The organism is Azospirillum sp. ST 5-10 (assembly GCF_051225715.1).
In the GTDB taxonomy this organism is placed as follows: Bacteria; Pseudomonadota; Alphaproteobacteria; order Azospirillales; family Azospirillaceae; genus Azospirillum.
This window is the reverse complement of the sequence record NZ_JBPJSP010000001.1, coordinates 471,629-497,679: the sequence shown is the minus strand read 5'-3', so window position 1 is coordinate 497,679 and position 26,051 is coordinate 471,629. Positions and strand designations below refer to the sequence as shown.

Here is a 26,051-nt window from a genome sequence, read left to right as displayed (position 1 = left end):
TAGCTCCAGTTTCCCGGAGTTATTCCGAACCGAAAGGCAGGTTCCCACGTGTTACTCACCCGTGCGCCACTAAGGCCGAAGCCTTCGTTCGACTTGCATGTGTTAGGCATGCCGCCAGCGTTCGTTCTGAGCCAGGATCAAACTCTCAGGTTCAAGTCGGTCAGGCCAAAGCCCAACCGCTCGTCGGGGCCGCCCTCAAGCGACACCTAAACCCAAGCTCGATTCTGAAATCTCGCTTACCGTCAGATGCGACTTGCGAACGACCCGATGTCCAATCCACTCCCGTGAACCGGACCACAGAGCCCATCCGCCTGCGCATCCCTTCTCACAACACGGTCTTCACTTTTCAAAGATCCCGCAGCCCCGCACCGGGAGCCGCAACGGCCACGCCCGCCTCCGATGAGACCGGCCGTTCGCCGCAATGTCGTCTGGTGTGGCCCGGAGACGAAAAGCGCAACGCCGAACCGGCGTTGCTGCGTCGACCTCGCGGCCGCCGTATCCTCCGAACCCGTGGGGCTCGTCACCCCGCCCGACCCGCCGGCCAACCGGCCACCGCGTCGGTGGAGCGGTTTATATGTCCCCTCCCAAACCCGACGCAAGCGCTTTTTTACCCCGTGATGAAGAATTTTTGACGGGCTGTCGGCGCATCGGAGGTGGTAGGGAGTCGGCCCGCCGGGACGGCAGTTCCGGTGGTCGAAAATGGAACTGGTGTAGAACACTTCGCATGCGACGGCATTACCGGTTGACAGTGATAATACCGGCGCGCATCGTCATACGAAGAAACGCTGGATGCGCATACACCCGGCGGGCCTCGCTCGCGCCGGTTCTGCTTGAATTTGGGATCGACGAAGGAGGATGCCGGTGCGTTTGAGGGACCTCAGCCTTCCCGCGCTTGCGTTGTGTGCTGCCGGTGCTGCCGGCCTTCTGATTCCGACCGTGCCGCTGGCCGCGCTGGCGGCCGGCAAGAGCGGCCCCCCCGTTCCCTTCATCGTCCCGCCGGTCAAGCCGGCCCTTGCGGGCGCCCTCGCCGAGGTTCCGCTGCCGTCGGCCAAGCCCGACCAAGCCACCCCCGCCGCAGCGACCGAGGCCGTCGCAGTGACGGACGCCGCGGTGGCGGACATCGCGGTCGGCGGCGAAGTCGGCGCGGAGGTCGTCGACGATGCCGTCGCGGGCAGCACGGCGGCCGATGCCTTGGCGACCGGCGGGGCGCTCGGCTCCGACGACGCCCTGGAGGCGGTGCCGGCATCCGCCGATGGCGAGGCGGCCGATGGTGAGGCGATCGACCGCCGGGTCTTCCTGGTCGACCGTGGCGACACGCTGATGGATCTGCTGGTGGAGGCGTCGGTGCCGCGCTCGGAGGCGAGCGGCGCCATCCAGGCGCTGCGGGAGGTCTACGATCCCCGCCGCCTCCAGGTCGGCCAGCAGGTGACGGTGCTGTTCGAGCCGCGCCGCGGCGGCACGCAGCACTTCGTCGGGCTGGAGCTCGAGCCGGACGTGGTGCGTTCGGTCAGCGTCGCCCGCAGCGGCGACGAGGGGTTCGAGTCGGCCGAGGTCGAGAAGGCGGTGGAGACCCGCAAGGTGGGGGCGGTCGCCGAGATCCGCTCCAGCCTGTTCGAGGCCGGCGCCGCCGCCGGCGTGCCGGTGTCGGTGATGATGGAGGTGATCCGCCTCTACTCCCACGAGGTCGACTTCCAGCGCGACCTGCAGCCCGGCGACCGGTTCGAGGTGCTGTTCGACCGCATGGTGACCGAGGACGACCAGATCGCCGGCGACGGCGACGTGCTCTACGCCTCGCTGGTGCTGGGCGGCCGCGAGAAGCCGATCTACCGCTACAAGACCCGCGACGGCCGCATCGACCACTACGACCGCGAAGGCGCCAGCATCCGCCGGGCGCTCCTGCGCACGCCGGTCGACGGGGCGCGGATCACCTCCGGCTTCGGTATGCGCCACCACCCGATCCTCGGCTACAGCAAGCTGCACAAGGGCACGGACTTCGGCGCCCCGACGGGCACGCCGATCTACGCCGCCGGCAACGGCATCGTCGAGGAGGCCGGCGGCAAGGGCGCCTACGGCAACTACATCCGCATCCGCCACAACACCGAGATCGCCACCGCCTACGCCCATCTCAGCCGCTTCGCCAAGGGCCTGCGCCGCGGCGGCCGGGTCGAGCAGGGCGACGTCATCGGCTACGTCGGCACCACCGGCCGCTCGACCGGGCCGCACCTGCACTACGAGGTCCTGCGCCACAACCGCCAGGTGAACCCGGCCAGCATCGACCTGCCGACCGGCGAGAAGCTGCAGGGGCGCGACCTGAAGGCCTTCCTGCAGACGGCCAAGGCCCTCGACCGTGCCTTCGAAGAGTCCAAGCGCGGCCTGCAGCTCGCCCGCACCACGGCGACGGAGGCCAAGGGCTGCTCGGCCGAGACCGCGTGCTGACGCGCCCCGTGGGGCGCTCGCACGGGGGGAGGTCCTACTCGCGCAGCATCCGCCGGATGACCGTGGCGAGGACCTCCAGCCCCTTCTCCTCGGTGGCCATCTCCTGGATCTTGGCGCGCACGCGCTGCACGCCCGAACTCTTGGCGGTGGCCCGGTCGATGGCGAGGCTCGCCTCCTCGGGCTTCATGTCGTCGTCGGCCATCGCTCCCTCCCCGCTGTGTGCGCCCATGATGGCGCGCCCGCCGGCCGCCTTCAACGGTACAGGCCGACGGATTCGCTGACCTCGCCGCCGGTGCCCAGCTTGAACTCGGTCACGCCCGGCACCGTCTCCGGATTGATGCCGCCGAGGTCGAGCCAGCGCACGCCGCGCCGGCGCAGCGCGCCGATGGCCTCCCACAGCACCAGGCGCATGGCGCCGGTCTTGCGGCCGGTCTCGTCGGACCAGCCGATCTGGTAGGTGGCCGCCGTACCGTGGCCGAGGAACAGGGCGCAGGCCGCCGGCCGGCCCTGATGCAGCGCCGCCGCCATGAGCACGCCGTCGTTCTTGTGCAGGGCGTTGCGCAGCCGCACCGTCAGGGCGCCGGACATCTCGCGGTACCGCTTGGTGCGGGCCTGCTCCTGCTCCTGCTTGACGAGCCAGGGCAGGTTCTTGGCCTCGGGATCGAGGTCGAGGACGAGGCCGGCCCTCTGCGCTCCCTTCAGGCGCTGGCGCCAGTCGCGCGCCAGGCCGGCGCGCAGCTCCTCGTCGCTCCTGGCGAGGTCGAGCCACACCGTCCGGTAGCCCGGTCCCACCTTGACGAAGCCGCAGCGCTCGAGCAGCGCCGCCGCCTCGTCCGAGGCCGGCACCTCCGGCAGGAAGCTGAACCGGTTCAGCGGATTGTCCGGGCAGGCGCGGCGCAGCAGGCGCAAGGTCGCCTCCAGCGCGCCGGGCGGCGGCCCGCCGGCGAACCACAGCGGGCCGCGGTGGAGCTGGCGCTGGCGGAACAGCTTCAGGGCGCGCCGTTCCAGCACCTGCACCAGGCCGACGGCGGCGCCGTCCTGCTCGATGATGCCGAGCCGCGGCACGTGGCCGTGGGTGCGCCCCATCGCCTGGGCGTAGGCGAAGGACTGCGGCAGGGTCGAGCGCGGCACGCGCGCGAACGCCTCGGTCCAGGCGCCGAGCGTGCCCTCGTTCCAGACGATGCGGACGGACGGGTCGGCCATGCGCTCAGGCCGGCGGCAGGGCGGCCGTCGCCTCTTCGACCTGGGCGAAGCTCGGCCGGTACTCCGGTTCCAGGACGTTGCGCGCGTACTCCACCGAGATCGCCGGGGCGTAGCCGGAGAGGTGGGCCAGCAGGCCGGTCTTCATGCACTGATAGTACTTGGTCTCGGCGTGGTAGATGTTCTTCAGGCCGCCGGCGATGGGGGCGACGAAGCCGTAGGCCACCAGCACGCCGGTGAAGGTGCCGACCAGCGCGCCGCCGATCAGCTTGCCGAGGATCTCCGGCGGCTCGGTGATGGCGCCCATGGTGTGGATCACGCCGAGCACGGCGGCGACGATGCCGAGCGCCGGCACGCCGTCCGCCACCGCCTGGATGGCGTCGGACACGCGCTGGTGCTCGTGGTGCACCGTCTCGATGTCCTCCTCCATCAGGTCGACCAGCTCGTGCGGGTTGTCCGCGCCCAGCGACATCAGGCGGAGGTAGGTGCACAGGAAGGCGATGGCGTGGTGATCGCTGTAGAATTTCGGGAACTGCTGGAACAGCGGCGAATCCTCGGGCTTCTCGATATGCTGCTCGAGCGCCAGCAGGCCCTTGGTCTTCGCGATCTTGAAGACCTGGTACATCATGGTGAGCAGTTCGAGGAAGTCGTCCCTCTTGTACTTCGGTCCCTTGAAGAGGTGGCCGATCTCCTTGCCGGTGTGGGTGATCACGCTCTTCGGGTTGGCGATGAAGTAGGCGCCGGCGGCGGACCCGAGGATGATCAGGTACTCGAACGGCTGCCAGAGCACCCCGAGATGGCCGCCACCCATGGCATAGCCGCCGAACACGCTGCCGACCACGATGGCGAAGCCGATGATGACGAACATTCCTCAGGTCTCCCAGCGCTTGCCTGCCGACGGCGGTCGGCACGGCGCGCCGAACCGGCGCGCCACGCCGCACCATGAGGCCGACGCCCTTAAAAATAGCGTAAACGCCGATGGAGCCGGCCGGCCTCCAGCGCCGTTCCGGCCAATGGTCACAGGCCGTTCCGGCCAATGGTCACAGGAAGATCGGCGCCGCGGATTCTAGCCGCCGCACGGGAGCCTGTCACGAAAGGAGTAGGCGCCGGCGCTCAGCGCGCCGCGAAGAAGTACTGGAAGGGGTTGGTCGGCCCCGGCGTCGGGTAGATCCAGGCGTCGACCATGAAGGACGGCACGTTGCGGAACTCCTCGCGGACCACGCCGTAGGCCGGCGGCGGCAGCGAGACGCCGATCAGCAGGAACTCCTCGGCGGCGATGTCGAGGATGCCCCGCATCAGCCGGGCCTGCTCCTCGGCGTCCATGGTCTGACGGATGCGGCGGTAGAGGTCGATCTGCCGCTGCACCGGCTCGGGCGGCGGCTCGCCCAGCCCGCTGTCGCGCCCTTCCAGCCAATGCACCCAGGCCAGCCCGAAGACCGAATCGTCGGTCATCGGCAGGTAGTCCTGCGGCTCGATGACGGGGTCGATGCCGCCGTCGGGAGCGGCGATCGTCACGTCGAAGGCGATCGCCTCGCGGGCCTGGTTGACGGCGCCGCGGTCGCGCGCCGCCACCCGCGCGTCGATGCCGACGGCCCGCCAGTCGGCCGCCACCCGCTCGGCCACCTTCACGAAGTTGGCGCGGTCGCGCCGCACCAGGATCTCGAAGCCGAGCCGCTCGCCGTCGGGGCGCCGCCGGAATCCCTCGGCGTCGCGCTCCGCCAGGCCGAGCGCGTCGAGGGCGGCGTTGGCGGCGGCGGGATCGTAGGCGAGGTGCTGGCGGGCCAGCCGCTCGTGGTAGAAGCGGGACTCCGGACGCGGCGCCGGCTGGTACGGCTCGCCCTTGCCGCCGAACACCGTGTCGATGATGGCCTTGCGGTCGATCGCCGCGGAAAGCGCGACGCGGAACCCGTGCTGCCCGAACAGCGTCCGCTTGGCCGGGTCCCGGTGGGTCAGGTTGAAGCCCAGCGCCAGCGTGTTGTTCTCCGCCGAGAGCGTCTCGAAGGTGCGGTAGCCGCCCGCCGCCAGCAGCCCCGGCAGGGCGTCGCGCGGGACGCTGGCCGGGATGTTGCGCGCCTGCATGTCGATCCGTCCGGCCTCCACCAGGCGGCGCAGCTCGGCCGGGGACTGCACGTGCTGCACCACCACCTCGTCGATGTAGGGCAGCTGCTGCCCGCCCGGATCGATCTTCCAGTAGTAGGGGTTGCGGCGCAGGACGAAGCGCGGCGGCGCGCCGTCCTCCCAATGGTCCATCACCCAGGCGGCCAGCGTCGGCACCGGCTCCGCCGCGACCCGCGCCGCTCCCGGCGGCACCGGGCGGCGCAGCAGCGCGGCGGTGCTCGACACGTAATGGTCGATGTGGGCCTTCAGCCGGAACAGCTCGGCCGCGTTCGCCACGCCGGCGGCGGCGATCTCGCCGGCGATGCCGTCGGGATTGTGGCGGGGATGGAAGCGCGCCAGCGCGTGGCGCGGGAAGTCGGTCGGCCCCTTGGTGTCGTAGGCCGAGGCGAGGCGCGACAGGAACGTGCTGTTGGGGGCCTTGAAGGTGAAGCGCACCGTGTGGGGATCGGGCGCGGTGACGCGGCCGGTCTCGCCGCCGCTCGCCATCCAGCCCATGTGGCGCGGCGTCAGCTCGGGGTCGAGCAGGACGTCCTCGTACCAGAACAGGACGTCGTCGGCCGTGAAGGGATGCCCGTCCGACCAGCGCATGCCCGGTCGCAGGCGGAAGGTGAACTCGGTGGCGTCGGCGTTGACCTCGAAGGACTGGGCGATGTTGGGGACGACCCGCCGCCACGCCGGGTCCCAGCGCACCAGATGCTCGTAGCCGACGGTCCGGTAGACCAGCAGCCCGTCGCCGTCGCCGATCATCCCCATCCGCCAGGTGCCGCCGTAGCCGCCGATCTTCTCCACCGGCTGGACCAGCAGCGGCGTGCGCGGCAGCCGCTCGCCGACCGGCGGCAGCGCCCCGGTCGCCACGGCGTCCGTCAGAACGGGGGAATCCTTGTAGAGCGGCTGTGCCGCCGCGGGACCCGCGGCCGGCCAGAGGAGCACAGCCAGAAGCCAGGCGAAGCCGCCGAAGGCACGTCGTCCACGGTTCGCCCGGTGCATTCTCGCCCTCCTCGTCGCATTCGGCGGCGCATACGCCCGTATAGGCGTACCACGAACGGCGAGCGACGGGAATGGCGGGTTTCGCCCGGCGCGGCGACCACCCCGACGCGAAACGGGCCGCCCCGCAGGGCGGCCCGTTCCTCGCGTGCGCGACGGCCGGATCAGCCGGCGCGCACCACCTGCGGCGCGCCGTCGAGCCGGGCGAGGAAGGCCGCGCGCTCCTCCTCCAACTCGGCCGGCAGATGATGGCCGAATCGGGCGAAGAAGTCGGCCTGGTCCTCGGCCTCGGCCTTCGCCTCGTCGGTGCTGACGTCCATGATCCGGTGGAACCGCTCCTCCGAGAAGTCCAGCCCGTTCCAGTTGATGTCACGGTAGTGCGGCATGTAGCCGAAGGGGCTCTCCATCGGCGTGCCGGCGCGCCCGCGCACCCGGTCGACGATCCACTTCAGGACGCGCATGTTCTCGCCGAAGCCGGGCCAGGCGAACTTGCCGTTCGCGTCCTTGCGGAACCAGTTGACGCGGTAGATCCGGGGAAGGTTCTGCACCTTGCCCTCGAAGCTCAGCCAGTGGTTCCAGTAGTCGCCCATGTGGTAGCCGCAGAACGGCAGCATGGCGAAGGGATCGCGGCGGATGGCGGCCTGGCCGACGGCGGCGGCGGTCGCCTCCGAGCCCATGGTCGCCGCCCAGTACACGCCCTGGCGCCAGGTCTTCGCCTCGAACACCAGCGGGAAGGTCTTGGACAGGCGGCCGCCGAAGATGAAGGCCGAGATCGGCACGCCGGCCGGGTCCTCCCACGCCGGGTCGATCGACGGGCACTGGTTGGCCGGCGCGGTGAAACGGGAGTTGGGATGCGCCGCCGGACGGCCGCTGGCCGGCGTCCAGTCGTTGCCCTGCCAGTCGATGAGGTGGGCCGGCGGCTCCTCGGTCAGGCCCTCCCACCAGACGTCGCCGTCGTCGGTCAGCGCCACGTTGGTGAAGATGCAGTTGGCGTTCAGCGTCTTCAGGGCGTTGGGGTTCGACTTCAGGCTGGTGCCCGGGGCGACGCCGAAGAAGCCGGCCTCCGGGTTGATGGCGCGCAGGGTGCCGTCGGGCTGCGGCTTGATCCAGGCGATGTCGTCGCCGATGGTGCGGACCTTCCAGCCCTCGAAGCCGTCGGGCGGCACCAGCATGGCGAAGTTGGTCTTGCCGCAGGCCGAGGGGAAGGCGGCGCCGACGTAGGTCTTCTCGCCCTCCGGGCTCTCGACGCCGAGGATCAGCATGTGCTCGGCCAGCCAGCCCTGCTGGCGCCCCATGGCCGAGGCGATGCGCAGCGCGAAGCACTTCTTGCCGAGCAGCGCGTTGCCGCCGTAGCCCGAGCCGTAGGAGACGATGGCGTGCTCGTCGGGGAAGTGGACGATGTACTTGTTCTCGGCGTCGCACGGCCACACCACGTCCGCCTGGCCGTCGGCCAGCGGCATGCCGACCGAGTGCAGGCACGGCACGAAGTCGGAATCGCCGAGCTCGTCCAGCACCCTCTGCCCCATGCGGGTCATCAGGCGCATGTTGACGGCGACGTAGGGACTGTCGGAGATCTGCACGCCGATGTGCGAGATGGGCGAGCCCAGCGGGCCCATGCTGAAGGGGACCACGTACATGGTGCGGCCGCGCATGCAGCCCTCGAAGAGGGCGTCGAGCTTGGCCTTCATCTCCGCCGGGTCCATCCAGTTGTTGGTGGGACCGGCCGCCTCCTTCGTCGCGGTGCAGATGAAGGTGCGGTCCTCGACGCGCGCCACGTCCCCGGGATCGGAGCGGCAGAGGAAGGAGTTGGGGCGCTTGGCCGGGTTCAGGCGGATGAAGGTGCCGCCCGCCACCATCTCGTCGCACAGGCGGTCGTACTCCTCCTGCGAGCCGTCGCACCAGTGGACCCGCTCCGGCTTGCAACGGGTGGCGATCTCCTCGACCCAGTCCAGGAGCTTCGTGTTCCGTGTGCGCGTCAATCCAGTCATAGCGTCCTCTCAGCGTGTTCCGTCGGCTCCCGCCACCGGCCCGTCGGGAGGTGTCCTCCCCCGGACACCGTCCCGCCGGCGGCGGCAACCCGGCGAATCCTCTTTGTTGGGTTTGTTGGGTTTGTTGGGTTAACGGGCGGATGATCGGCGCGGGCGCCGCGGTGCCGACCGCACGGCCGGCCGGCATGCCTCCGGCCGGCGTGCTCCGGGCCGGCCGGCGCCGGCCGGAGCGGCCCGCGGACGGATGCCCCCGCGGCGCCGGTGGCGCCGAAGGGTCGGGGTCGGTCCGGACTGCTGCACGGTCGTGTTCTCCTCGTCGTTGTCGTTGGGCTGTCGGTGTCGGGCTGTCGGCGTCGCCCGGCCGCTCCGCGGCGGCCGCCCGGCATCTCCGGCCGCCGGCTCACGGCGGCGCCGCGCGGCGGGCCTGCGCCAGCGCCGCCCGCGCCGCCGCGAGGTCGGCCACCGGGCGGTCGAACGCCACGCGGGCGACCGCGGCGTCGCGGCGCAGGTCGACCCCCTCGGGATCGATGCCGGTCGGCGTCCAGCCGCCGGCCCAGGCGTCGCCGTCCGGGCCGTCGAGCAGGGCGGCCTCGACGGCGGCGAAGCCCGGCACGGCGGCGCCCAGCAGCAGGTCCGCCCCGTCGATCCAGTGGACGCGGCCGAACCCGGCGACGAGATGCGCCCGCTCCACCGCCACGCGGTAGACGGCGAAATCGGCGAAATCCATGTAGAGCGCCGTCCCGGGATGGCGGGCGCGGATGCGCGCGCGGTGGCGCGGCTCGCCGCTGCGCTCGGCCCGGCCCAGCACGCCGACGCGCGGCCCGGCCAGGGGCTGGGCGAGCCCGGCGGTGCCGTCGAACAGCAGCCCGACCCGCGGGTCGGCGGCGAGGTTGGCGGTGTGTTCGGCCAGGGCGGACAGCAGCAGGAGCGGGGTCGCGTCGTGGTCCAGCGCCGTCAGCACCAGCGACGGATAGGGCCATCCGGCGTCGCCGGCCCCCTCGCGCATGGCGGTGGCGAGCGCCGCCCGGTCGACCGTCCGCAGCACCCGGCGGGCGGTCGCGGCCGGCGCCTCCGCCGGCTCCGCGGACGGGTTGCGTGGCGCCCCCCCGTCACGCCCCTGATCGGCCGCGGGGCCGCTCGGTGCTCGATTCGAACTCATGCCTTCCGCGTGCGTCCACCCCTGGGGCAAGCTCTTCCAAGCCGCCGTTTTGCTGCCATATTGGCGCGTAGACTGCCGCGAAGGAAGGGAAAACTGGCCACCCCGCCGTTCCCCTCCGGCGCCCAGGAACGGCGGACGCCCCGGAAAACGCCGGATGTCCACGCCGTGCCGTCACCACCCACCGTTCCGGAGCACCTCCCATGGCCCAGACCATCGCCCTCGTCGACGACGACCGGAACATCCTGACCTCGGTGGCGATGGCGCTGGAGGCCGAAGGCTTCGAGGTGCGCACCTACACCGACGGCGCGGAGGCGCTGCGCGGCCTCACCCAGCGCCCGCCCGACCTGGCCGTGCTCGACATCAAGATGCCGCGCATGGACGGGCTGGAGCTGCTGCAGCGCCTGCGCCAGTCCTCGCACCTGCCGGTCATCTTCCTGACGAGCAAGGACGACGAGGTGGACGAGCTGACCGGCCTGCGCATGGGGGCGGACGACTACATCCGCAAGCCGTTCTCGCAGCGCCTGCTGATCGAGCGCATCCGCACCCTGCTGCGCCGCGAGGCGCTGGTCCGCGAGACGACGGCCGTCGAGCCGGGCCAGGTGTTGACGCGCGGGCCCCTGGTGCTCGACAGTGGTCGCCACGCCTGCGCCTGGAAGGGGCAGGCCATCGACCTCACCGTCACCGAGTTCCTGCTGGTCAAGGCGCTGGCCCAGCGCCCCGGCCACGTGAAGAGCCGCGACCAGCTGATGGACGCCGCCTACGGCGAGCACGTTTATGTCGACGACCGCACCATCGACAGCCACATCAAGAGACTGCGCAAGAAGTTCAAGGCCGCCGACCCGGACTTCGGACAGATCGAAACCCTGTATGGCGTCGGCTACCGCTACAAGGAGCAGTGAGCGGGAGGGACGGCGCCTCCGGCCCTGGGCGTGGCTGCGCCGCCGCTGGCGGCGGCCGTCGCCGCTGACCCTGCGCATCCTCGCCGTCAACGTGCTGGCGCTGGCCCTGCTGGTGGCCGGGCTGCTCTATCTCGGGCGCTACCAGGACCGCCTGATCGCCGCGGAGCTGGAGGCGCTGCGCACCGAGGCCCGCATCTTCGCCTCGGCGCTCGGCGAGGGGGCGGTGCAGCGCGCCTTCACCGCCGAGGGCGAGGAGGTGCACACCCTGTCGCCGGAACTGGCGCGCCAGATGGTCCGCCGCCTCGTCGAGACGACCGAGACGCGCACCCGCCTCTACGGCCAGAACGGGGCGCTGATCTCCGACAGCCGGGTGCTGGTCGGCTCGCCCGGCACCATCCAGATCGAGGAGCTGCCGCCCCCCGACACGAGCGGCGCGCTGACCCGCGCGGCGGTGCGCGTCTACGACTGGTTCACCGACGCCATCCCCGACCGCGCCGGTTTTCCCCTCTACCGCGAGCCGCCGACCGCGGGCCCGCACCGCTCCGCCGACGTCGAGCGGGCGCTGGCCGGCGAGGTCGGCTCCACCGTGTGGCGCAGCGATGCCGGCGACGGCGACAACGGGCTGATGCTCACCGTGGCGGTGCCGGTGCAGCGCTACAAGCAGGTGCTGGGCGCCGTGCTGCTGACCCGCAACGGGGCGGAGATCGACGACGCCATCCGCTCGGTGCGCTTCGACATCCTGCGCGTCTTCGCGGTGGCGCTGGGGGTGACCGTGCTGCTGTCGCTCTACCTCGCCGGCACCATCGCCCGGCCGGTGCGCCGGCTGGCCGGCGCGGCGGAGCGGGTGCGGACCGGCCACGGCCGCCACGCCGAGATCCCCGACTTCACCGCCCGCGGCGACGAGATCGGCGACCTCTCCGGCGCCTTGCGGGCGATGACGGCGGAGCTGTGGGGCCGCATGGACGCCATCGAGCGCTTCGCCGCCGACGTCGCCCACGAGATCAAGAACCCGCTGACCTCGCTGCGCAGCGCCGTGGAGACCGCCACCCGGGTCAAGGACCCGGAACGGCGGGAGCGGCTGATGACCGTCATCGCCGACGACGTGCAGCGCCTCGACCGGCTGATCAGCGACATCTCCAACGCCTCGCGCCTCGACGCCGAGCTCAGCCGGGCCGAGCCGGAGCCGGTCGACGTCGGCGCCATGGTCGCCATGCTGGCCGAGCTGAAGGCCGACACCGGCGACGGCGACGAGCGGACGCCGCGCCTGGTGGTCGACGGCACCGCCGGCGCCGGCCTGGTGGTGGCCGGCCTCGAGGGGCGGCTCACCCAGGTGTTCCGGAACCTGATCGCCAACGCCCTCTCCTTCTCGCCGCCGGGCGGCATCGTCCATCTCGCCGCCGGCCGCGATCCGGCCGACGGCAGCGTCGTCGTCACCGTCGCCGACGAGGGCCCCGGCATCCCCGAGGGCAAGGAGGAGGCGATCTTCGAGCGCTTCTACTCCGAGCGTCCGGCGGGCGAGAAGTTCGGCACCCATTCCGGCCTCGGCCTCAGCATCTCCAAGCAGATCGTCGAGGCGCACGGCGGCACCATCACCGCCGCCAACCGCCGCCGCGCCGACGGCCGGGCCGCCGGCGCCCTGTTCACGGTGCGGCTGCCCGGCGCCGAGTGACGCACGGGACACGGGACGACGGAGCACGCGACGATTGCGCCGGCGTCCGTTCCGGTGGAGAATGACCGTTCCCATGCCGCGTTCGGGGACCGCCGGCCCCAAGGCCCGTACTGGATGGAGAGCCCGATGGACGGACCCCGCGGCGCCGAGGTCGTGAGCCTGCAACGCTACCGCCTCGCCCGGCTGATCAGCGACGCCGGCCGCCAGCAGGGCGAGCTCGCCCGAATCATGCGTGCCGCCACCGCCGAGCGGGCCCAGCTCGCCCGGGCGCTGCACGGCGCCCAGCGCCATCTCGCGCGGATCGCCGATTCCTACAAGGTGCTGCTGGGCCGGCTGCAGGAGGAGAAGGACTTCCGCGACGCCTGCCGGGAGGCGTCGGAGCTGGACGATCTGGACGAGATGATCCGCCGCCGCGACGCCCTGGCGCGGCGCCTCGAGGACATCCGCCGGGAGTCGCGCCGCCCCCTGCTGGCCGACGGCGACGCCCAGGAGTGAGCGCGGCTCCGTCCCGTCCGCGGGGCGCGGGAGGCCGTGGAATCGGCGGCGGATTCGGCGCCTCCGCCGACGGCGCGGCGGCGGAACCGGGGCGGTGAACGCGAATCCCGGCGCCGGCTCCCCTATCCCATTGACATATCTCCCGGCCGCGATCACCTTCGCGTGAATATGGAAACCATTCATGGCACCTGCGTCGACGTCGGCGGTGTCGGCGTGCTGTTGCGCGGGCCGTCCGGCGTCGGCAAGTCCGACGTGGCGCTGCGTCTGATCGACGGCGGTGCCCGGCTGGTGGCCGACGACCGGGTGGAGCTGCGTCTCGACGGCGGCCGGCCGGTGGCGGCCGCCCCGGCGGCGCTGGCCGGCCTTCTGGAGGTGCGCGGGGTCGGCATCCTGCCGGTGCCGGCGGTGGCCCGCGCCGCCGTGGCGCTGGTCGTCGACCTGGTCGCCGACGACGCCGTCGAGCGCCTGCCGGAGCCGGAAGCGGCGGATCTGCTGGGCGCCCCGGTGCCGCGCCTGCGCCTCGCCCCGTTCGACGCCTCGACGCCCGCCAAGCTGCGGCTCGCCGCCGCCGCCGCCGCCGCGGGCACCCTGGGGCGCGACCCCGTCCCCTGCCCGCCCGCCACGCCATGACCGCGCCCGGCTCCGTCTCCCCGTCCGCATCGTCGCCCGCCGGGGAGCCCCGGCGCATCGTGCTGATCACCGGCATGTCGGGGGCCGGCCTGTCGGTCGCCCTGAAGGCGCTGGAGGATCTCGGCTACGAGGCGGTGGACAACCTGCGGCTGTCGCTGGTGCCGGCGCTGATCGAGCAGGGGGAGGCCGGGCACCGCCCGCTCGCCATCGTCGTCGACAGCCGCACCCGCGACTTCGACGCCGACGCCCTGCTCGCCCACCTCGACGCCCTGGCGGTCCGCGCCGACGTCGCCGTGCGGCTGCTGTTCCTCGACTGCGGCGACGAGGTGCTGCAGCGCCGTTTCACCGAGACGCGGCGGCGCCACCCGCTGGCCGTCGACCGGCCGGTGCCCGACGGCATCCAGCGCGAACGGACGCTGCTGAGCCCCCTGCGCGGGCGCGCCGACGTCACCATCGACACCACCGAGCTGTCGATCCACGAGCTGCGGCGCCTGCTGGCCGGGCACTTCGCGCTCGACGCGCAGCCGGCGCTGCAGGTCTTCATCACCTCCTTCTCGTTCCGCGCCGGTCTGCCGCGGGAGGCGGATCTGGTGTTCGACGTGCGCTTCCTCACCAATCCCCATTGGGATCCCGCGCTGCGGCCGCTGAGCGGCCTCGACGCGCCGGTGGCCGCGCGGGTCGAGAGCGACCCCGATTTCCCCTCCTTCTTCCGCAATCTGACGGACTTGTTGCGCCCGCTGTTGCCGCGCTACAACCAGGAGGGCAAGAGCTATCTGACCATCGCGGTCGGCTGCACCGGCGGGCGCCACCGCTCGGTGTTCGTGGCGGAGCGGCTGGCGGCGTGGCTTCGGGATCTCGGGGTGAGGGTGGGGCTGACCCATCGCGACCTCGAACGCTCCGGCTCGCGGCCCGGCTGATGCCGGGGCCGGGGCCGGACGGTCTCCCCGCGCCGGGGTGGGGGCGTGACGGCGGGGGAATCAGCATGAAGGACGTGCGATGATCGGTATGGTTCTGGTGACCCACGGTCGGCTGGCGGCGGAATTCATCGCCGCCCTGGAGCACGTCGTGGGCGAACAGGCGCAGGTGCGGGCCGTCTGCATCGGCCCCGACGACGACATGGAGCAGCGCCGGCAGGACATCCTCACCTCCGTGGCGGAGGTCGACGACGGGTCCGGCGTGGTGGTCCTCACCGACATGTTCGGCGGCACCCCGTCCAACCTCGCCATCTCCATCATGGACAAGGCGCGGGTCGAGGTGATCGCCGGCGTCAACCTGCCGATGCTCATCAAGCTGGCCAGCGTGCGCACCCACGACACGCTGGCCCACGCCGTCGCCGCGGCGCGCGACGCCGGGCAGAAATACATCAACGTCGCCTCCTCGCTGCTGTCCGACGGATAGGGAACCATGGCCACTGCCGACGACGCCACGCCGCCCGCTGGCCGGCGCGATGGCGCGCCTCCCGCCGCCGACCCGGAGGTGTGCCGAACGGTCACCATCTGCAACCAGCGCGGACTGCACGCCCGCGCCGCCGCGAAGTTCGTCAAGCTGGCCGGCCGCTTCGCCTGCGAGGTCGAGGTGCGGCGCGGCGAGACGCTGGTCTCGGGCGTCTCGATCATGGGCCTGATGATGCTGGCCGCCGGTCCCGGCACCACGGTGGAGCTGTGCGCCCACGGCATCGAGGCCGAGGCCGCCGTCGCGGCGCTGGCCGACCTGATCGCGCGGAAGTTCGATGAAGACTGACCGTACCGCATCCGCCGCCGCGTCAGCGCGGGCGCTGCGCGGCCTGGGCGTCTCCCCCGGCATCGCCATCGGGCCGGCCCACATCGTCGAGACCGGGTCCATCCGGGTGCCCGAATACCCGCTGGAGGCCGACCGGGTCGACCAGGAGGTGGCCCGCTTCGGCGAGGCCGCGGCGAAGGCGCGCCGGCAGATCCGCAAGCTGAAGAGCAAGGCGCTGGTGCTGCCGGAATCGGCGTCGGAGGAGATCGGCATCCTGATGGACGCCCATCTCGCCATGGTCACCAACTCCCGCCTGACGCGCGGCGTCGAGCGGCGCATCTGCAACGACCGCATCAACGCGGAGGCCGCCGTGCAGGCGGAGATCGCCGCCATCGCCCAGAGCTTCGCGGCGATGGACGACACCTATCTGGCGGCCCGGGTCGGCGACGTCCGCGAGGTCGGGCGGCGCCTGATCCGCAACCTGATGCAGCACGAGTACCGCGCCTTCTCGATGCTGCCCCCCGGCACGGTGGTCCTCGCCGAGGACCTGACGCCGGCCGACACCGCCCTCCTCGACCCGCGCCGGGTGGCCGGCTTCGCGACGGTGCTGGGCGGGGCGGAGGGCCACACGGCGATCATGGCGCGCTCGCTCGGCCTGCCGGCGGTCCTCGGGGCGGCCGGGCTGCTGACCGGCGTGCGCAACGGCACGCCGGTCATCGTCGACGGCGTGGAGGGCCGTGTCATCATCGATCCCGACCCCGTCACCCTGGCCGAGTACGACGGCCGCCGCCAGGCGCGCGAGCGCGAGCGCGAGGCGCTCAAGGCGTTCAAGCGGCTGCCGGCGGTGACCCGCGACGGCGTCGCCGTCGGCCTGCACGCCAACCTGGAACTGCCGCGCGACCTCGACAACGCGCTGGAGAACGACGCCCAGGGCATCGGCCTGCTGCGCACCGAGTTCCTCTACATGAACCGCGACGACCTGCCCGAGGAGGAGGAACAGTACGCGGTGATCCGCGCCATCGCCGAGGGCATGGGCGGCCGGCCGGTCACCGTGCGCACCATGGACATCGGCGGCGACAAGCTGGCCGGCGGCCTGCACGGGCGCTACGGCGACCCCGCCAACCCGGCGCTCGGCCTGCGCGCGGTGCGGCTGGGCCTGCGCGAACCGCGGCTGCTGGAGACGCAGATCGCCGCCGTCCTGCGGGCCGGCGCGCACGGCCCGCTGCGCCTGCTGCTGCCGATGATCAGCTCGGTCGCCGAGGTGCAGGAGGTGCGCGCCATGGTCGCCCAGGTGGCGCGCCGGCTGCGCCGGCGCGGCGTGCGCATCGCCGACCCGCTGCCGCCGCTCGGCGTCATGGTGGAGGTGCCCGGCGCGGCGCTGTCGGCCGACGCGCTGAGCCAGGTCTGCGACTTCTTCTCCATCGGCACCAACGACCTGACCCAGTACACGCTGGCCATCGACCGCGGCGACGAGCAGGTGGCGGCGCTCTACGATCCGCTGCATCCGGCGGTGCTGCGCCTCATCCAGTTCACGGTCGAAGCGGCGCTGCGCACGCGCACGCCGGTCTCGGTGTGCGGCGAGATCGCCGGCGACCCGCGCTACACCGCGCTGCTGCTCGGGCTGGGGGTGCGCGAACTGTCGATGGCGCCGCTGGGCATTCCCGCGGTGAAGCGGCGCATCCGCACCCTGGACCTGGTCGAGGCGACGCGGCGCGCCCGCGTCATCATGGACCAGTCCGACAGCGGCCGCATCGCCACCCTGCTCGACGACTTCAACGCCATGGCGTGACGGGCCGCGCCGGCCCGCCACGCAGCAAACGCCCAAGTCTTCGGCCGCGGCAAGCCTTGCCGCCGCCCGGTCATACGGCTTTTCTCTTAGCCTGTCCTACGGCAACTCGCCATATTGCAGCGCAACAGAAAATTAAACTCTCGCTTCCTATCCTTGCGGACGGACGTCGGTCGGGATGGGGAATGCCGATGAAGATCACGACGAAGATCGCCCTGGGGTTCGCCTCCGTCCTCGCCCTCACCCTGGCCGTCGGCGCCATCGGCTACGGCAGTCTGGAACGTTATTCGGGACAGGTGGCGCGCTCGGCGCACGGCCGGACCATCGAGAAGCACGTCGGCCGTCTCCTGGCGGTGCGCCCCCGGTCCCTCGTCGCCGGGGGCGACGCCGTGGCGGCGCTCCGCGCCGATCTCGAGGCGATCGGCGCCGGCCTGCGGGCCATCGCGCCGGACTCGCCGGGCCTGGAGGTGATCCCCAGGGTCGAGGCCTCCTTCCTGCAGCTCGCCGACCTGGAGGCCAGGCGCCTCGAGGCGCTGCAGTCCTCGGCCGAGGCGGTGCGGGAGCTGTCGCGCGGCGCCGTGCAGACCCTGCGCGCCGCGCGCAAGGCCCTGCGCGAAGCCGGGCAGGCCGAGGCCGGCGCGGCGGCCCCCGACGCCCGGCACCCGGCCGGCGCCGCCGCGGACGAGGCGGTCGCCAACCTCGACCGCTCGCGGCAGATGCAGACCGCGGTGGCCGAGATGGAGACGGTGCGCAGCCGCCTGGCCGGCGAGGACGAGGCGGTGACGGTGGCCGACATCGAGGGCAAGTCCGCCACCCTGGTCCGTCTCGCCGGCGAGATCGCCGAATCGGTCGGCGATCCGGCACTGCTCGCCGCGGCCCAGGCCGGCACCCGCCGGCTCGAGGCCGAGGTGGGGCGCGCCATCGACACGGCCATGGCCATCGAGTCGGCGACCACCGGCCTGCGCGCCGCGCTCGGCGACCTCCAGGAGGCGGGCGACGCCGCCACCGCCGCCGTCTTCCGCACCGCCGAAGCCGGCAAGGCGGCGGCATCCACCGCGATCCTCGTCAGCCTCGCCGCCCTGACCGCCGTCGGCGCCGTGCTGGCGGCGCTGATCGGCCGCGGCATCCGCCGCTCGCTGGCCGCCATGGCGCAGGCGATGGCGGCGGTGGCCGGCGGCGACCTCTCCCATCCCGTGCCCTTCGCCGGCGCCCGCACCGAACTGAGCGCCATGGCCGCCGCCGTCGAGGTGTTCCGCACCAACGCCCTCGACAAGCAACGCCTGGAAGCCGAGCGGACGGCGGCCGAGCGGGCCGCCGAGGAGGCGCAGCGGACGGCGATGCTGGGCACGGCCGACGCCCTGGAGAGCGCCATCCGCGGCCTGGTCCGCCGCATTGCCGAGGCGATCGAGGCGGTGAACGGCACCGCCGGCCGCATGGCGGCGACCGCCACCCGCACCAGCGAGCGCAGCGCCGCCGTGGCGACGGCGTCGGAGCAGACCAACGCCAACGTGCAGGCGGTGGCCGCCGCGTCCGAGGAGCTGAGCGTGTCGAGCGCCGAGATCGGCCGCCAGGTCAGCCTCGCCTCGGACCGGACGCAGCGGGCGGTCGACGACGCCGAGGCGACCCTGCGGACGGTGACCGGCCTGTCGACCGCCGCCGACCGCATCGGCGACGTCCTCCACCTCATCAACGAGATCGCCGAGCAGACCAACCTGCTGGCGCTCAACGCCACCATCGAGGCGGCGCGGGCCGGCGAGGCCGGCAAGGGCTTCGCCGTCGTCGCCGGCGAGGTCAAGGCGCTGGCCGGCCAGACGGCGCGCGCCACCGGCGAGATCGCCGGGCAGATCGCCACCCTGCAGACGACGGTGACCGAGGCCGTCACGGCGATCAACGGCATCGCCCGCACCATCCGCGACCTCGACGGCAACACCACCGCCATCGCCGGCGCCGTCGAGGAACAGGTCGCGACGACCCGCGAGGTGACCCGCAACACGGCGCAAGCGGCCCGGGCGATGCACGACGTCGCCGGCCACATCCACGGCGTCTCCGACGCCGCCCGCGAGACGCTCGACGGTGCCCGCGGCGTCGCCGGCGCGGCGCAGACGCTGCACCGCTTCGCCCGCGACCTGGAGGAGGAGGTGGACCGTTTCGTCGCCGGCATCCGGACGAACGCCGCGCCCGCCGCGTGAGCGGGCCGGCAACGGCGGACCGGCAATCCCCTTCCCATTCTGGGGTTGATGGCCGGTGCCGCGGGTGGTAGCAGGCGGGGCCGCCGACGGGGAGAGCGATGGCGTTCGACGAGAACTACGTGCAGTCGCCGTGCGTGCGGGTCTGCACCCTGGACGGCGACGGCACCTGCGTCGGCTGCCGGCGCACCATCGCCGAGATCAAGGCCTGGGGCGGCCTGTCGCCGGACGGCAAGCGGGCGCTGCTCGCCGAATTGGACGGGCGCCGGCGTGCCGGCACCCGTCCGGGGGTCACGCCGCGCGGGTGACGGCCAGACCCTCCGCCTCGAGGCTGAGGCGGACGTCGGCGAACTTGCGTTCGTAGCGGTTCCGGTAGGTCTCGAAATCGGCGGCGATCGCCGCCTCGGGGTCCGCACGCTTCTCCAGCTCGGCGATGCGGTGCGGGTTCTCCGCACGGTAGAGGGCGAACGCGCCGCGCCGCGACAACTCTTCGACAGTCATCGGTTCCATCCTCGAAATGAGTGGCCGTTTTGCTAGCTTCTTAGCGCAAACGCGGCCATATCTCAAGGGCTATGCTGCGTCGCAATAGAATGGTGGCGATGACCGCGCGGGGCAACGGCCGGCGGTTCGCGCCGCCTCCCTTCAGGCGGCGGCCCCCCGCAGGGCAGCCATGCGCCCGCAGTCGGTGCGGATGCGCGCGAGGTGCTCGGCGATCACCGGGCCGATGCCGTCGGGCAGGTCGCGGCTGAGCGCCTGCTCGTAGCGGCGCAGGCATTCCTCCTCGCCGCGCTCCACTTCGGCGAGGATGACGTCGCGCTCGCGCCCGAGCACGGCGGTGCGCAGGCCGAGGAAGAAGCGGTGGGCGCCGCCCAGCACGGTGCCGCCGATGTCCGGCGCGCCGCCCTCGCGGGCCACCAGCCGCTGCAACTCGCGCACGATCGCGCCGCGTTGCGCGGCGAGGTCGTTGAAGAGGGCGCGCAGGTCCTCCTCGTCGCTCGATTCCGCGGCCTGGCGGTAGCCTTCGTGGCTGTCCTCGACGATGCGGATGAGATCGTTGAGCGTGTCGACGGTCTCCGTCCTGAGCTTGTCCATGGTCGCCGCTCCCCTCCGCTGGCCGGCTCCCGCCGGAGCCCCACGGGGAAGATAAACCCGCCGGCCGGCCGCATGTTCCAGGCGGGGCGGGACGGTGACGGCGCGACGGGACGCTCGGCGACGGCCGCTGTTGTCACGGTTCGGCATCGGAAGGATGCCTGCCGACGGACGAACGTGCCGATACGAACCCGCAACGTGAGGAGGATGTCGTGGCCGGAATCAAGGACACCCTGGTGGATTGGCTGCGCGACGCATACGCCATGGAGACCCAGGCGATCGAGATGCTGGAGCGCCAGACCGAACGCCTGCAGCACTACCCCGAACTGCTGAGCAAGGTGCGCGAGCACAAGGCCGTGTCGGAGCGCCAGGCGCAGCGGGTGCGCGACTGCCTGAAGCGCCTCGGCACCGACACCTCGTCGATCAAGAGCGGCATCGGCATGCTGCTGGGGAACGCCCAGTCCATGTCCGGCCTGTTCGCCAGCGACGAGGTGGTGAAGGCGGCGATCTTCAGCTTCGCCTTCGAGCAGTGGGAGATCGCCAACTACCGGGCGCTGATCGGCGCCGCCGAGGAGCTGGGCGAGACCGAGGTGCGGCGCCTGTGCGAGGAGAACCTGCGCGAGGAGCAGGAGATGGCGGACTGGCTGCACGGCCATCTGCCGCAGATCACGCAGACCTTCCTGCAGCGCCAGGCTGGCATGCAGCCGTCCGAGGCCAAGCGCTAGGGCAAGATCGCTTTTGGCCGATCCGGCCAGAAGCGTGAATCTTTCTCTAAACGTCTGATTTTAGAGCGGAAATTCACACTCCAGGCGATCCCACCTGGAGCGATCCCGCTCTAGAAGCGCTCGCAATGCCCGCGCCGCCGCCTTCCGGCTCCCGCCCGGCGGGCGGCGGCGCGGCGTCGGGCGGCTCGCCTGCCTGCATCCCCTTATGCTAATGTTCCCGGCGAAACGCGATACCTCATAACAATCGCGTGCGACAGACGAGGGGTGGGGCGCCGGGGCGCATCCTCTGCCGGCGCGGCGGGGATCTCCGCCGTGCCGCCACCGCGGGTACGGCAGAGGATCACCCATGAACAGCGACGCCACCACGACCGTGCGGCCGGACGACCGCCGTCCTTCGGAGCCGGACCGCCGGTCGGCCCGGGCCGCCTATTTCGGCATCGACGACGAGACGAGGGCCTGCCTGCGCGCGCTCCAGCCGCTCGTCGCCGGTGCGCTGCCGGCGATCCTGGGACGCTTCTACGAGCACACGCTGGCGCAGCCCGCGCTGGCCCGCATGTTCGCCGGGCCGGAGCGGGTCGAGGCGGCCAGGCGGGCGCAGCTCGCCCACTGGGCCCGCCTGTTCGAGGGACGCCTCGACGAGTCCTATTGGGCGTCTGTGCGCGCCGTCGGGCTGGCGCACCACCGCGTCGGCCTGACCCCCGACTGGTACATCGGCGGCTACACCTTCATCCTCGAAGAGCTGCTGGCGGCGATCGCCCGCGGGCGGGCCGGCCGCCTCGTCACCGGGCGCGGCGTCGCCGCCATCGTCCGCCTGCAGCAGGCCGCCACCGCGGCCGTCCTCTTCGACATGGAGGCGGCGCTCTCGGTCTACTGGGGCAAGTACACCGAGGACCGCGTCCACGCGGTGGACGCGATGGTCGACCGCATCGACCAGGAATCCTCCGACATGGTGAACAGCGTGCTCGGCTTCACCGACGACCTCGCGCACACCGTCGGCGACCTCGACCGGGTCTGCGCCTCGGTCGACGGCACGGTGACCGCGGCGACGGCGGCCGCGCACACCTCCCTCGACTCCGCCCAGACCGTCGCCTCGGCGGCCGAGGAGCTGAACGCCGCCATCGCCGAGATCGCCCGGCAGGTCGGCGACGCCGCCCAGACCGCCCGCGCCGCCGTCGCCGACACCGACCGCGCCAAGACGGTGATGGGCCAGCTCAGCGACGCCGCCCGGGAGATCGGCGGCATCCTCGACATCATCCGCACCATCGCCGAGCAGACCAACCTGCTGGCGCTCAACGCCACCATCGAGGCGGCCCGCGCCGGCGAGGCCGGGCGCGGCTTCGCCGTGGTCGCCACCGAGGTGAAGAACCTCGCCACCCAATCCGCGCAGTCGGCCGACGAGATCGCCGGGAAGGTCGCCGCCATGCGGCAGGTGGCGGACTCGGCGATCGCCGGCATCGACCGCGTCACCGGCACCGTGCACCATCTGGAGGAGATCAACGCCTCCATCTCCACCGCCATCGAGGAGCAGGCGGCCGCCACCCGGGAGATCGCCCGCAACGTCGCCGAGGTGGCGGAGAACACCCGGCGCGTCGGCGGCATGATGGACACGGTGAAGGCCGACACCGTCACCGCCACCCAGGCCGCCCGCACCGTCGGCGGCAGCGCCGAGCGGATGCGCGAATCGCTGGTGCAGATGCCGCTGCTGCTGGCCCGCGCCATCCGCAACTCCTCCGATCTCGCCAACCGCCGGCGCACCCGGCGGCGCCCCACCCTCCACGACACCGTGGTGCACGCCGCCGGCGGCGCGGTCCGCGGCATCATGCGCGACCTGTCGGAACACGGCTGCTTCGTCGAGGTGGCGGCCGGCCTACGCGAGGGCACCGCGGTGGAGGTCGATCTGCCCGGCCGGCCGGCCGGGCGCGGCACGGTGGTGGCGTCCGGCGGCGACGGCATCCACGTCCGCTTCGACCACGAGACGATCTCCGCCGACGACGTCGACCGCATCAGCCTGGCCGACATGCACCGCATCGTCGACCTCGCCAAGTCCGACCACCGGGCCTTCGTCGACGCCGTCGCCGACGCCCTCGCCGGCCGGCGGCCGATGCTGCCGGCCGACCTGTCGACCCACCATTCGTGCCGCCTCGGCCGCTGGTACGACCACGTCAACGACCCGTTGACCCTGCGCCTCGACGCCTACCAGCAGCTCGCCGGGCCGCACCACCGCGTCCACGAGAAGGGGCGCGAGGTGCTGCTGGCGCTGCAGGCCGGCGGTCGCGCCGCCGCCGAACGCCACCTCGAGGAGCTGCGGCGGGAGTCGGCGGAGGTGCTGCGCCTGCTCGACCGGCTGGGCAGCGAATACCCCGCCGCCGCCGCCGTCCCCGCGCCGTTGCGGCGGGCGGCGGAGTGACGCCGCCGGGCGGGGATCGGGGCGGGGGCCGCCGTCAGGCGGCCCGCGGCGGCGCCAGCCGCGGGTGGGTGAGCCGCCACAGGCTCACCAGGTTGCCGGACAGCCCGAGGACGCCGGCCGCCAGGCCGAAGACGGCGCCGGCCAGGGCGTCGTGGCCGAGGCCGGCGACGGTGGCGACGACGAAGCAGACGCGCATGCGCCGCACCCGCGTCTGCCAGCGCCCCAGGGTGCCCAGCGCGAAGCCGGTGGCCGAAAGGGCCGACATGGGGCCCTGCCAGGTCGCCGCCGCCACGGCGAAGCCGGCGGCCACGGTCGCCAGGAACAGGGCGGGACACCAGCGCGGCCGCACCGCGGGGTAGGCGGCCGCCATCTGCATCAGGCAGAGGCCCGACATCATCATGCCGGTGCGCGCGCCCAGCCCGTAGTAGTGGAAGGCGAACAGCAGGCAGCCCGCGGCCTGGGCCGCCAGGATGCTGCGCCGGTCGGTCATGACCGTCGAGGCGGTGCCGATCAGCAGCGCCGCCAGGCCGGTCACGGACACCAGAAGGTTGGTCGAGAGATAATCGAGGAGAAACGCCGTCATGGGACAACTCGCATTGGCAACGCCCGCCGCCGTGCGGCAAGGCGCCGGACCCTAGTCCCGCGTCCCTTACGCGATCCTCAACGGCGCCGTGACCAAACGGGGGTGGAGACGGCGCCCGCCGCATGCCTGGAATGATGGGGTGGCGGGGGCCGGCCGGGCCGGCCGCCGCCTCAGTTCCCGTCGGCCCCGGCCGGCGCGCCGAGCAGGCGGTCGATCAGGCCGCCGATGCTGCCCTCCGCCGCCGTCACCGTCTCCGCCGTTGACGGCGATGACGGCGGCACGTCCAGCGCCGCCATCGGCGCCGCCCCCTGGGCCCCGGGCAGCGGCCGCGGCGGCAGGCCCTGGTGGGCGTCGGTCATGAAGGCCTGCCACAGCTTGGCCGGCAGGGTGCCGCCGGTGACCCGCTTCATCTGCGCGTTGTCGTCGTTGCCCAGCCAGACGCCGGCGACGAGGTCGCCGGTGAAGCCGACGAACCAGGCGTCACGGTTGTCCTGGGTGGTGCCGGTCTTGCCGGCGGCGGGCCGGTCGAGCCGGGCGCTCTTGCCGGTGCCGTACTCCAGCACCCCGGCCATCATGCGGGTCAGCCGGGCGGCGTTGGCGGGGTCGACGACCGGGCCGGCGCCGCCGCCCTGGCGGCGGTAGAGCACGGCGCCGCGGCGGTCGCGGATCTCGGTGATGGCGTAGGGCAGCACCGGGACGCCGTGGTTGGCGATGCCGGCGTAGGCCGCCGTCAGCTCCAGCGGCGTCACCTCGCTGGTGCCGAGCGCCAGCGACAGGTCGTGGGTCAGCGGCGCGCCGATGCCGAGCCGCGAGGCGAGGCGCCGCACCCGCTCGACCCCGGTGCGGTCGATCAGCCGCACCGTCACCGCGTTGGAGGAGTAGGCCAGCCCCTGGGCCACGGTGATGGTGCCGCGGTACTTGTTCTCGTAATTGCCGGGCGCCCAGTTGCCGACGCGCACCGGCGCGTCCTCGACCGTCGAGTCCGGCGTCCATCCCGCCTCCAGCGCCGCGAGATAGACGAACGGCTTGAAGGCGGAGCCGGGCTGGCGCAGCGCCTGGGTGGCGCGGTTGAACTCGCTGGCGTCGTAGTCGCGTCCCCCCACGAGCGCCCGCACCGCGCCGTCTGCCGTCATCGCGACCACCGCCCCCTGGCCGACGCCGGCGGCGGCGCCCGGTCCGTTCAGCACGTCGGCCAGGCGCTGTTCGGCGGCACGCTGCAGCTGCAGGTCGATGGTCGTGCGGACGACGACGTCGCCGTGTCCGGCGCCGACGAAGCCGGGCACCAGCTCGGTCACCCAGTCCGCGAAGTAGCGGCCGTCGCCGCCCGGCTTGGCCCGCGGCACCGGCGGCGCCGAGAGCGCCGCCCGCCGCTCCTCGGCGGTGAGGAAGCCGGCGTCCTCCATCGCCGCCAGGACGACGCGGGCGCGTTCCTCCGCCTCGTCGGGGTTGGCGGTCGGGGCGAAGCGCGACGGCGCCTTGAGGAGGCCGGCGAGGATCGCCGCCTCGTGCAGGTCGACCTGCGACGCCGGCTTGCCGAAATAGGTGCGCGCCGCCGCCTCGACCCCGAAGGCGCCGGCACCGAGATAGACGCGGTTGAGATAGGCGGTGAGGATCTCGTCCTTGGTGAAGCGGTACTCCAGCCACAGCGCCAGCATCGCCTCCTGCACCTTGCGCTTGAGCGACCGCTCCGGCGTCAGGAACAGGTTCTTGGCAAGCTGCTGGGTGATGGTCGAGCCGCCCTGCACCACCCGGCCGCTGCGCCAGTTGGTGTAGAAGGCCCGCGCCAAGCCGATCGGGTCGACGCCGAAGTGATAGCGGAAGCGGCGGTCCTCGATGGCCAGCACGGCGTCGACGAGGTGGCGCGGCAGCTCGTCGACGCTGGCGACGCTGCCCTGCAGGTCGCCGAAGCGGGCGAACTGGGTGCCGTCGGCGGCGAGCACGGTGACCGTCGGCCGCCGCTCGAGCTGCGCCATGCCGC

23 protein-coding genes and 1 rRNA gene are annotated in these 26,051 nt (G+C 72.7%); 13 read left to right on the top strand and 11 right to left on the bottom strand.

Annotated features, from left to right (window positions below):
- A 16S ribosomal RNA gene (locus ACSBPG_RS02410) occupies nt 1-153 on the bottom strand; the annotation flags it as partial.
- A gap of 783 nt (nt 154-936) precedes the next feature.
- Here ACSBPG_RS02410 and ACSBPG_RS02405 point away from each other — a divergent pair.
- On the top strand, nt 937-2,436 hold the full coding sequence (locus tag ACSBPG_RS02405) for a M23 family metallopeptidase (RefSeq protein ID WP_435535495.1): 1,500 nt from the start codon (nt 937-939) through the stop codon (nt 2,434-2,436).
- Between the two features lie 34 nt (nt 2,437-2,470).
- On the opposite strand, the gene ACSBPG_RS02400 is transcribed toward ACSBPG_RS02405, so the two are convergent.
- From ACSBPG_RS02400 to ACSBPG_RS02375, 6 genes are all read right to left on the bottom strand, one after another.
- A complete protein-coding gene (locus tag ACSBPG_RS02400) occupies nt 2,471-2,638 on the bottom strand; it encodes a hypothetical protein (RefSeq protein ID WP_435535494.1) in 168 nt (55 codons plus the stop codon).
- Between the two features lie 50 nt (nt 2,639-2,688).
- Nucleotides 2,689-3,639: a lipid II:glycine glycyltransferase FemX gene (locus ACSBPG_RS02395; RefSeq protein WP_435535493.1), complete on the bottom strand. Its 951-nt coding sequence runs from the start codon at nt 3,637-3,639 to the stop codon at nt 2,689-2,691.
- Between the two features lie 4 nt (nt 3,640-3,643).
- Nucleotides 3,644-4,504, bottom strand: coding sequence for a flagellar motor stator protein MotA (gene motA / locus ACSBPG_RS02390; protein WP_435535492.1), 861 nt, complete (start codon nt 4,502-4,504; stop codon nt 3,644-3,646).
- A 245-nt stretch (nt 4,505-4,749) separates the two neighbouring features.
- On the bottom strand, nt 4,750-6,741 hold the full coding sequence (locus ACSBPG_RS02385) for an ABC transporter substrate-binding protein (protein WP_435535491.1): 1,992 nt from the start codon (nt 6,739-6,741) through the stop codon (nt 4,750-4,752).
- Nucleotides 6,742-6,902: 161 nt separating this feature from the next.
- Entirely contained in the window at nt 6,903-8,726 is a 1,824-nt protein-coding gene (locus tag ACSBPG_RS02380; RefSeq protein ID WP_435535490.1) for a phosphoenolpyruvate carboxykinase (GTP), read from the bottom strand.
- 400 nt (nt 8,727-9,126) lie between these two features.
- The gene (locus ACSBPG_RS02375; RefSeq protein ID WP_435535489.1) at nt 9,127-9,885 is read right to left on the bottom strand and encodes a HugZ family protein; all 759 of its coding nucleotides are present in this window, start codon (nt 9,883-9,885) and stop codon (nt 9,127-9,129) included.
- Nucleotides 9,886-10,085: 200 nt separating this feature from the next.
- Here ACSBPG_RS02375 and ACSBPG_RS02370 point away from each other — a divergent pair, with 200 nt between their 5' ends.
- From ACSBPG_RS02370 to ACSBPG_RS02325, 10 genes are all read left to right on the top strand, one after another.
- Nucleotides 10,086-10,784: a response regulator transcription factor gene (locus tag ACSBPG_RS02370; RefSeq protein WP_435535488.1), complete on the top strand. Its 699-nt coding sequence runs from the start codon at nt 10,086-10,088 to the stop codon at nt 10,782-10,784.
- On the top strand, nt 10,753-12,453 hold the full coding sequence (locus tag ACSBPG_RS02365; protein WP_435535487.1) for a stimulus-sensing domain-containing protein: 1,701 nt from the start codon (nt 10,753-10,755) through the stop codon (nt 12,451-12,453). The genes ACSBPG_RS02370 and ACSBPG_RS02365 overlap by 32 nt, the downstream gene beginning before the upstream one ends.
- Nucleotides 12,454-12,579: 126 nt before the next feature.
- Complete coding sequence (locus ACSBPG_RS02360) at nt 12,580-12,948, top strand: hypothetical protein (protein ID WP_435535486.1); 369 nt, start codon at nt 12,580-12,582, stop codon at nt 12,946-12,948.
- 168 nt (nt 12,949-13,116) lie between these two features.
- Complete coding sequence (locus ACSBPG_RS02355) at nt 13,117-13,578, top strand: HPr kinase/phosphorylase (RefSeq protein WP_435535485.1); 462 nt, start codon at nt 13,117-13,119, stop codon at nt 13,576-13,578.
- Nucleotides 13,575-14,495: an RNase adapter RapZ gene (rapZ, locus tag ACSBPG_RS02350; RefSeq protein WP_435535484.1), complete on the top strand. Its 921-nt coding sequence runs from the start codon at nt 13,575-13,577 to the stop codon at nt 14,493-14,495. The genes ACSBPG_RS02355 and rapZ overlap by 4 nt, the downstream gene beginning before the upstream one ends.
- Nucleotides 14,496-14,574: 79 nt before the next feature.
- On the top strand, nt 14,575-14,976 hold the full coding sequence (locus ACSBPG_RS02345) for a PTS sugar transporter subunit IIA (protein WP_435535483.1): 402 nt from the start codon (nt 14,575-14,577) through the stop codon (nt 14,974-14,976).
- Nucleotides 14,977-14,982: 6 nt separating this feature from the next.
- The gene (locus tag ACSBPG_RS02340) at nt 14,983-15,318 is read left to right on the top strand and encodes an HPr family phosphocarrier protein (RefSeq protein ID WP_435535482.1); all 336 of its coding nucleotides are present in this window, start codon (nt 14,983-14,985) and stop codon (nt 15,316-15,318) included.
- Nucleotides 15,308-17,086 carry a phosphoenolpyruvate--protein phosphotransferase gene (gene ptsP, locus ACSBPG_RS02335; protein WP_435535481.1) on the top strand — a complete coding sequence of 593 codons (1,779 nt, stop codon included), beginning with the start codon at nt 15,308-15,310 and terminating at the stop codon, nt 17,084-17,086. Before ACSBPG_RS02340 ends, ptsP begins: the two co-directional genes overlap by 11 nt.
- Nucleotides 17,087-17,274: 188 nt before the next feature.
- Nucleotides 17,275-19,272 (top strand): methyl-accepting chemotaxis protein, encoded by a 1,998-nt coding sequence (locus ACSBPG_RS02330; protein WP_435535480.1) that lies wholly within the window; start codon nt 17,275-17,277, stop codon nt 19,270-19,272.
- Between the two features lie 98 nt (nt 19,273-19,370).
- The gene (locus tag ACSBPG_RS02325; protein ID WP_435535479.1) at nt 19,371-19,577 is read left to right on the top strand and encodes a DUF1289 domain-containing protein; all 207 of its coding nucleotides are present in this window, start codon (nt 19,371-19,373) and stop codon (nt 19,575-19,577) included.
- On the opposite strand, the gene ACSBPG_RS02320 is transcribed toward ACSBPG_RS02325, so the two are convergent.
- Nucleotides 19,561-19,770: a hypothetical protein gene (locus ACSBPG_RS02320; protein WP_435535478.1), complete on the bottom strand. Its 210-nt coding sequence runs from the start codon at nt 19,768-19,770 to the stop codon at nt 19,561-19,563. The two genes, ACSBPG_RS02325 and ACSBPG_RS02320, sit on opposite strands and share 17 nt — an antisense overlap.
- 141 nt (nt 19,771-19,911) lie before the next feature.
- On the bottom strand, nt 19,912-20,361 hold the full coding sequence (locus ACSBPG_RS02315) for a ferritin-like domain-containing protein (protein WP_435535477.1): 450 nt from the start codon (nt 20,359-20,361) through the stop codon (nt 19,912-19,914).
- Between the two features lie 209 nt (nt 20,362-20,570).
- On the opposite strand from ACSBPG_RS02315, the gene ACSBPG_RS02310 reads away from it, so the two are divergent.
- Both ACSBPG_RS02310 and ACSBPG_RS02305 read left to right on the top strand, forming a co-directional pair.
- Nucleotides 20,571-21,083, top strand: coding sequence for a ferritin-like domain-containing protein (locus ACSBPG_RS02310; protein WP_435535476.1), 513 nt, complete (start codon nt 20,571-20,573; stop codon nt 21,081-21,083).
- 346 nt (nt 21,084-21,429) lie between these two features.
- A complete protein-coding gene (locus ACSBPG_RS02305) occupies nt 21,430-23,490 on the top strand; it encodes a protoglobin domain-containing protein (protein ID WP_435535475.1) in 2,061 nt (686 codons plus the stop codon).
- Between the two features lie 34 nt (nt 23,491-23,524).
- Here ACSBPG_RS02305 and ACSBPG_RS02300 read toward each other — a convergent pair whose 3' ends face one another.
- On the bottom strand, nt 23,525-24,073 hold the full coding sequence (locus ACSBPG_RS02300) for a YgjV family protein (RefSeq protein WP_435535474.1): 549 nt from the start codon (nt 24,071-24,073) through the stop codon (nt 23,525-23,527).
- Nucleotides 24,074-24,243: 170 nt separating this feature from the next.
- Nucleotides 24,244-26,046, bottom strand: coding sequence for a transglycosylase domain-containing protein (locus ACSBPG_RS02295; protein WP_435535506.1), 1,803 nt, complete (start codon nt 26,044-26,046; stop codon nt 24,244-24,246).
- Nucleotides 26,047-26,051 lie beyond the last annotated feature (5 nt).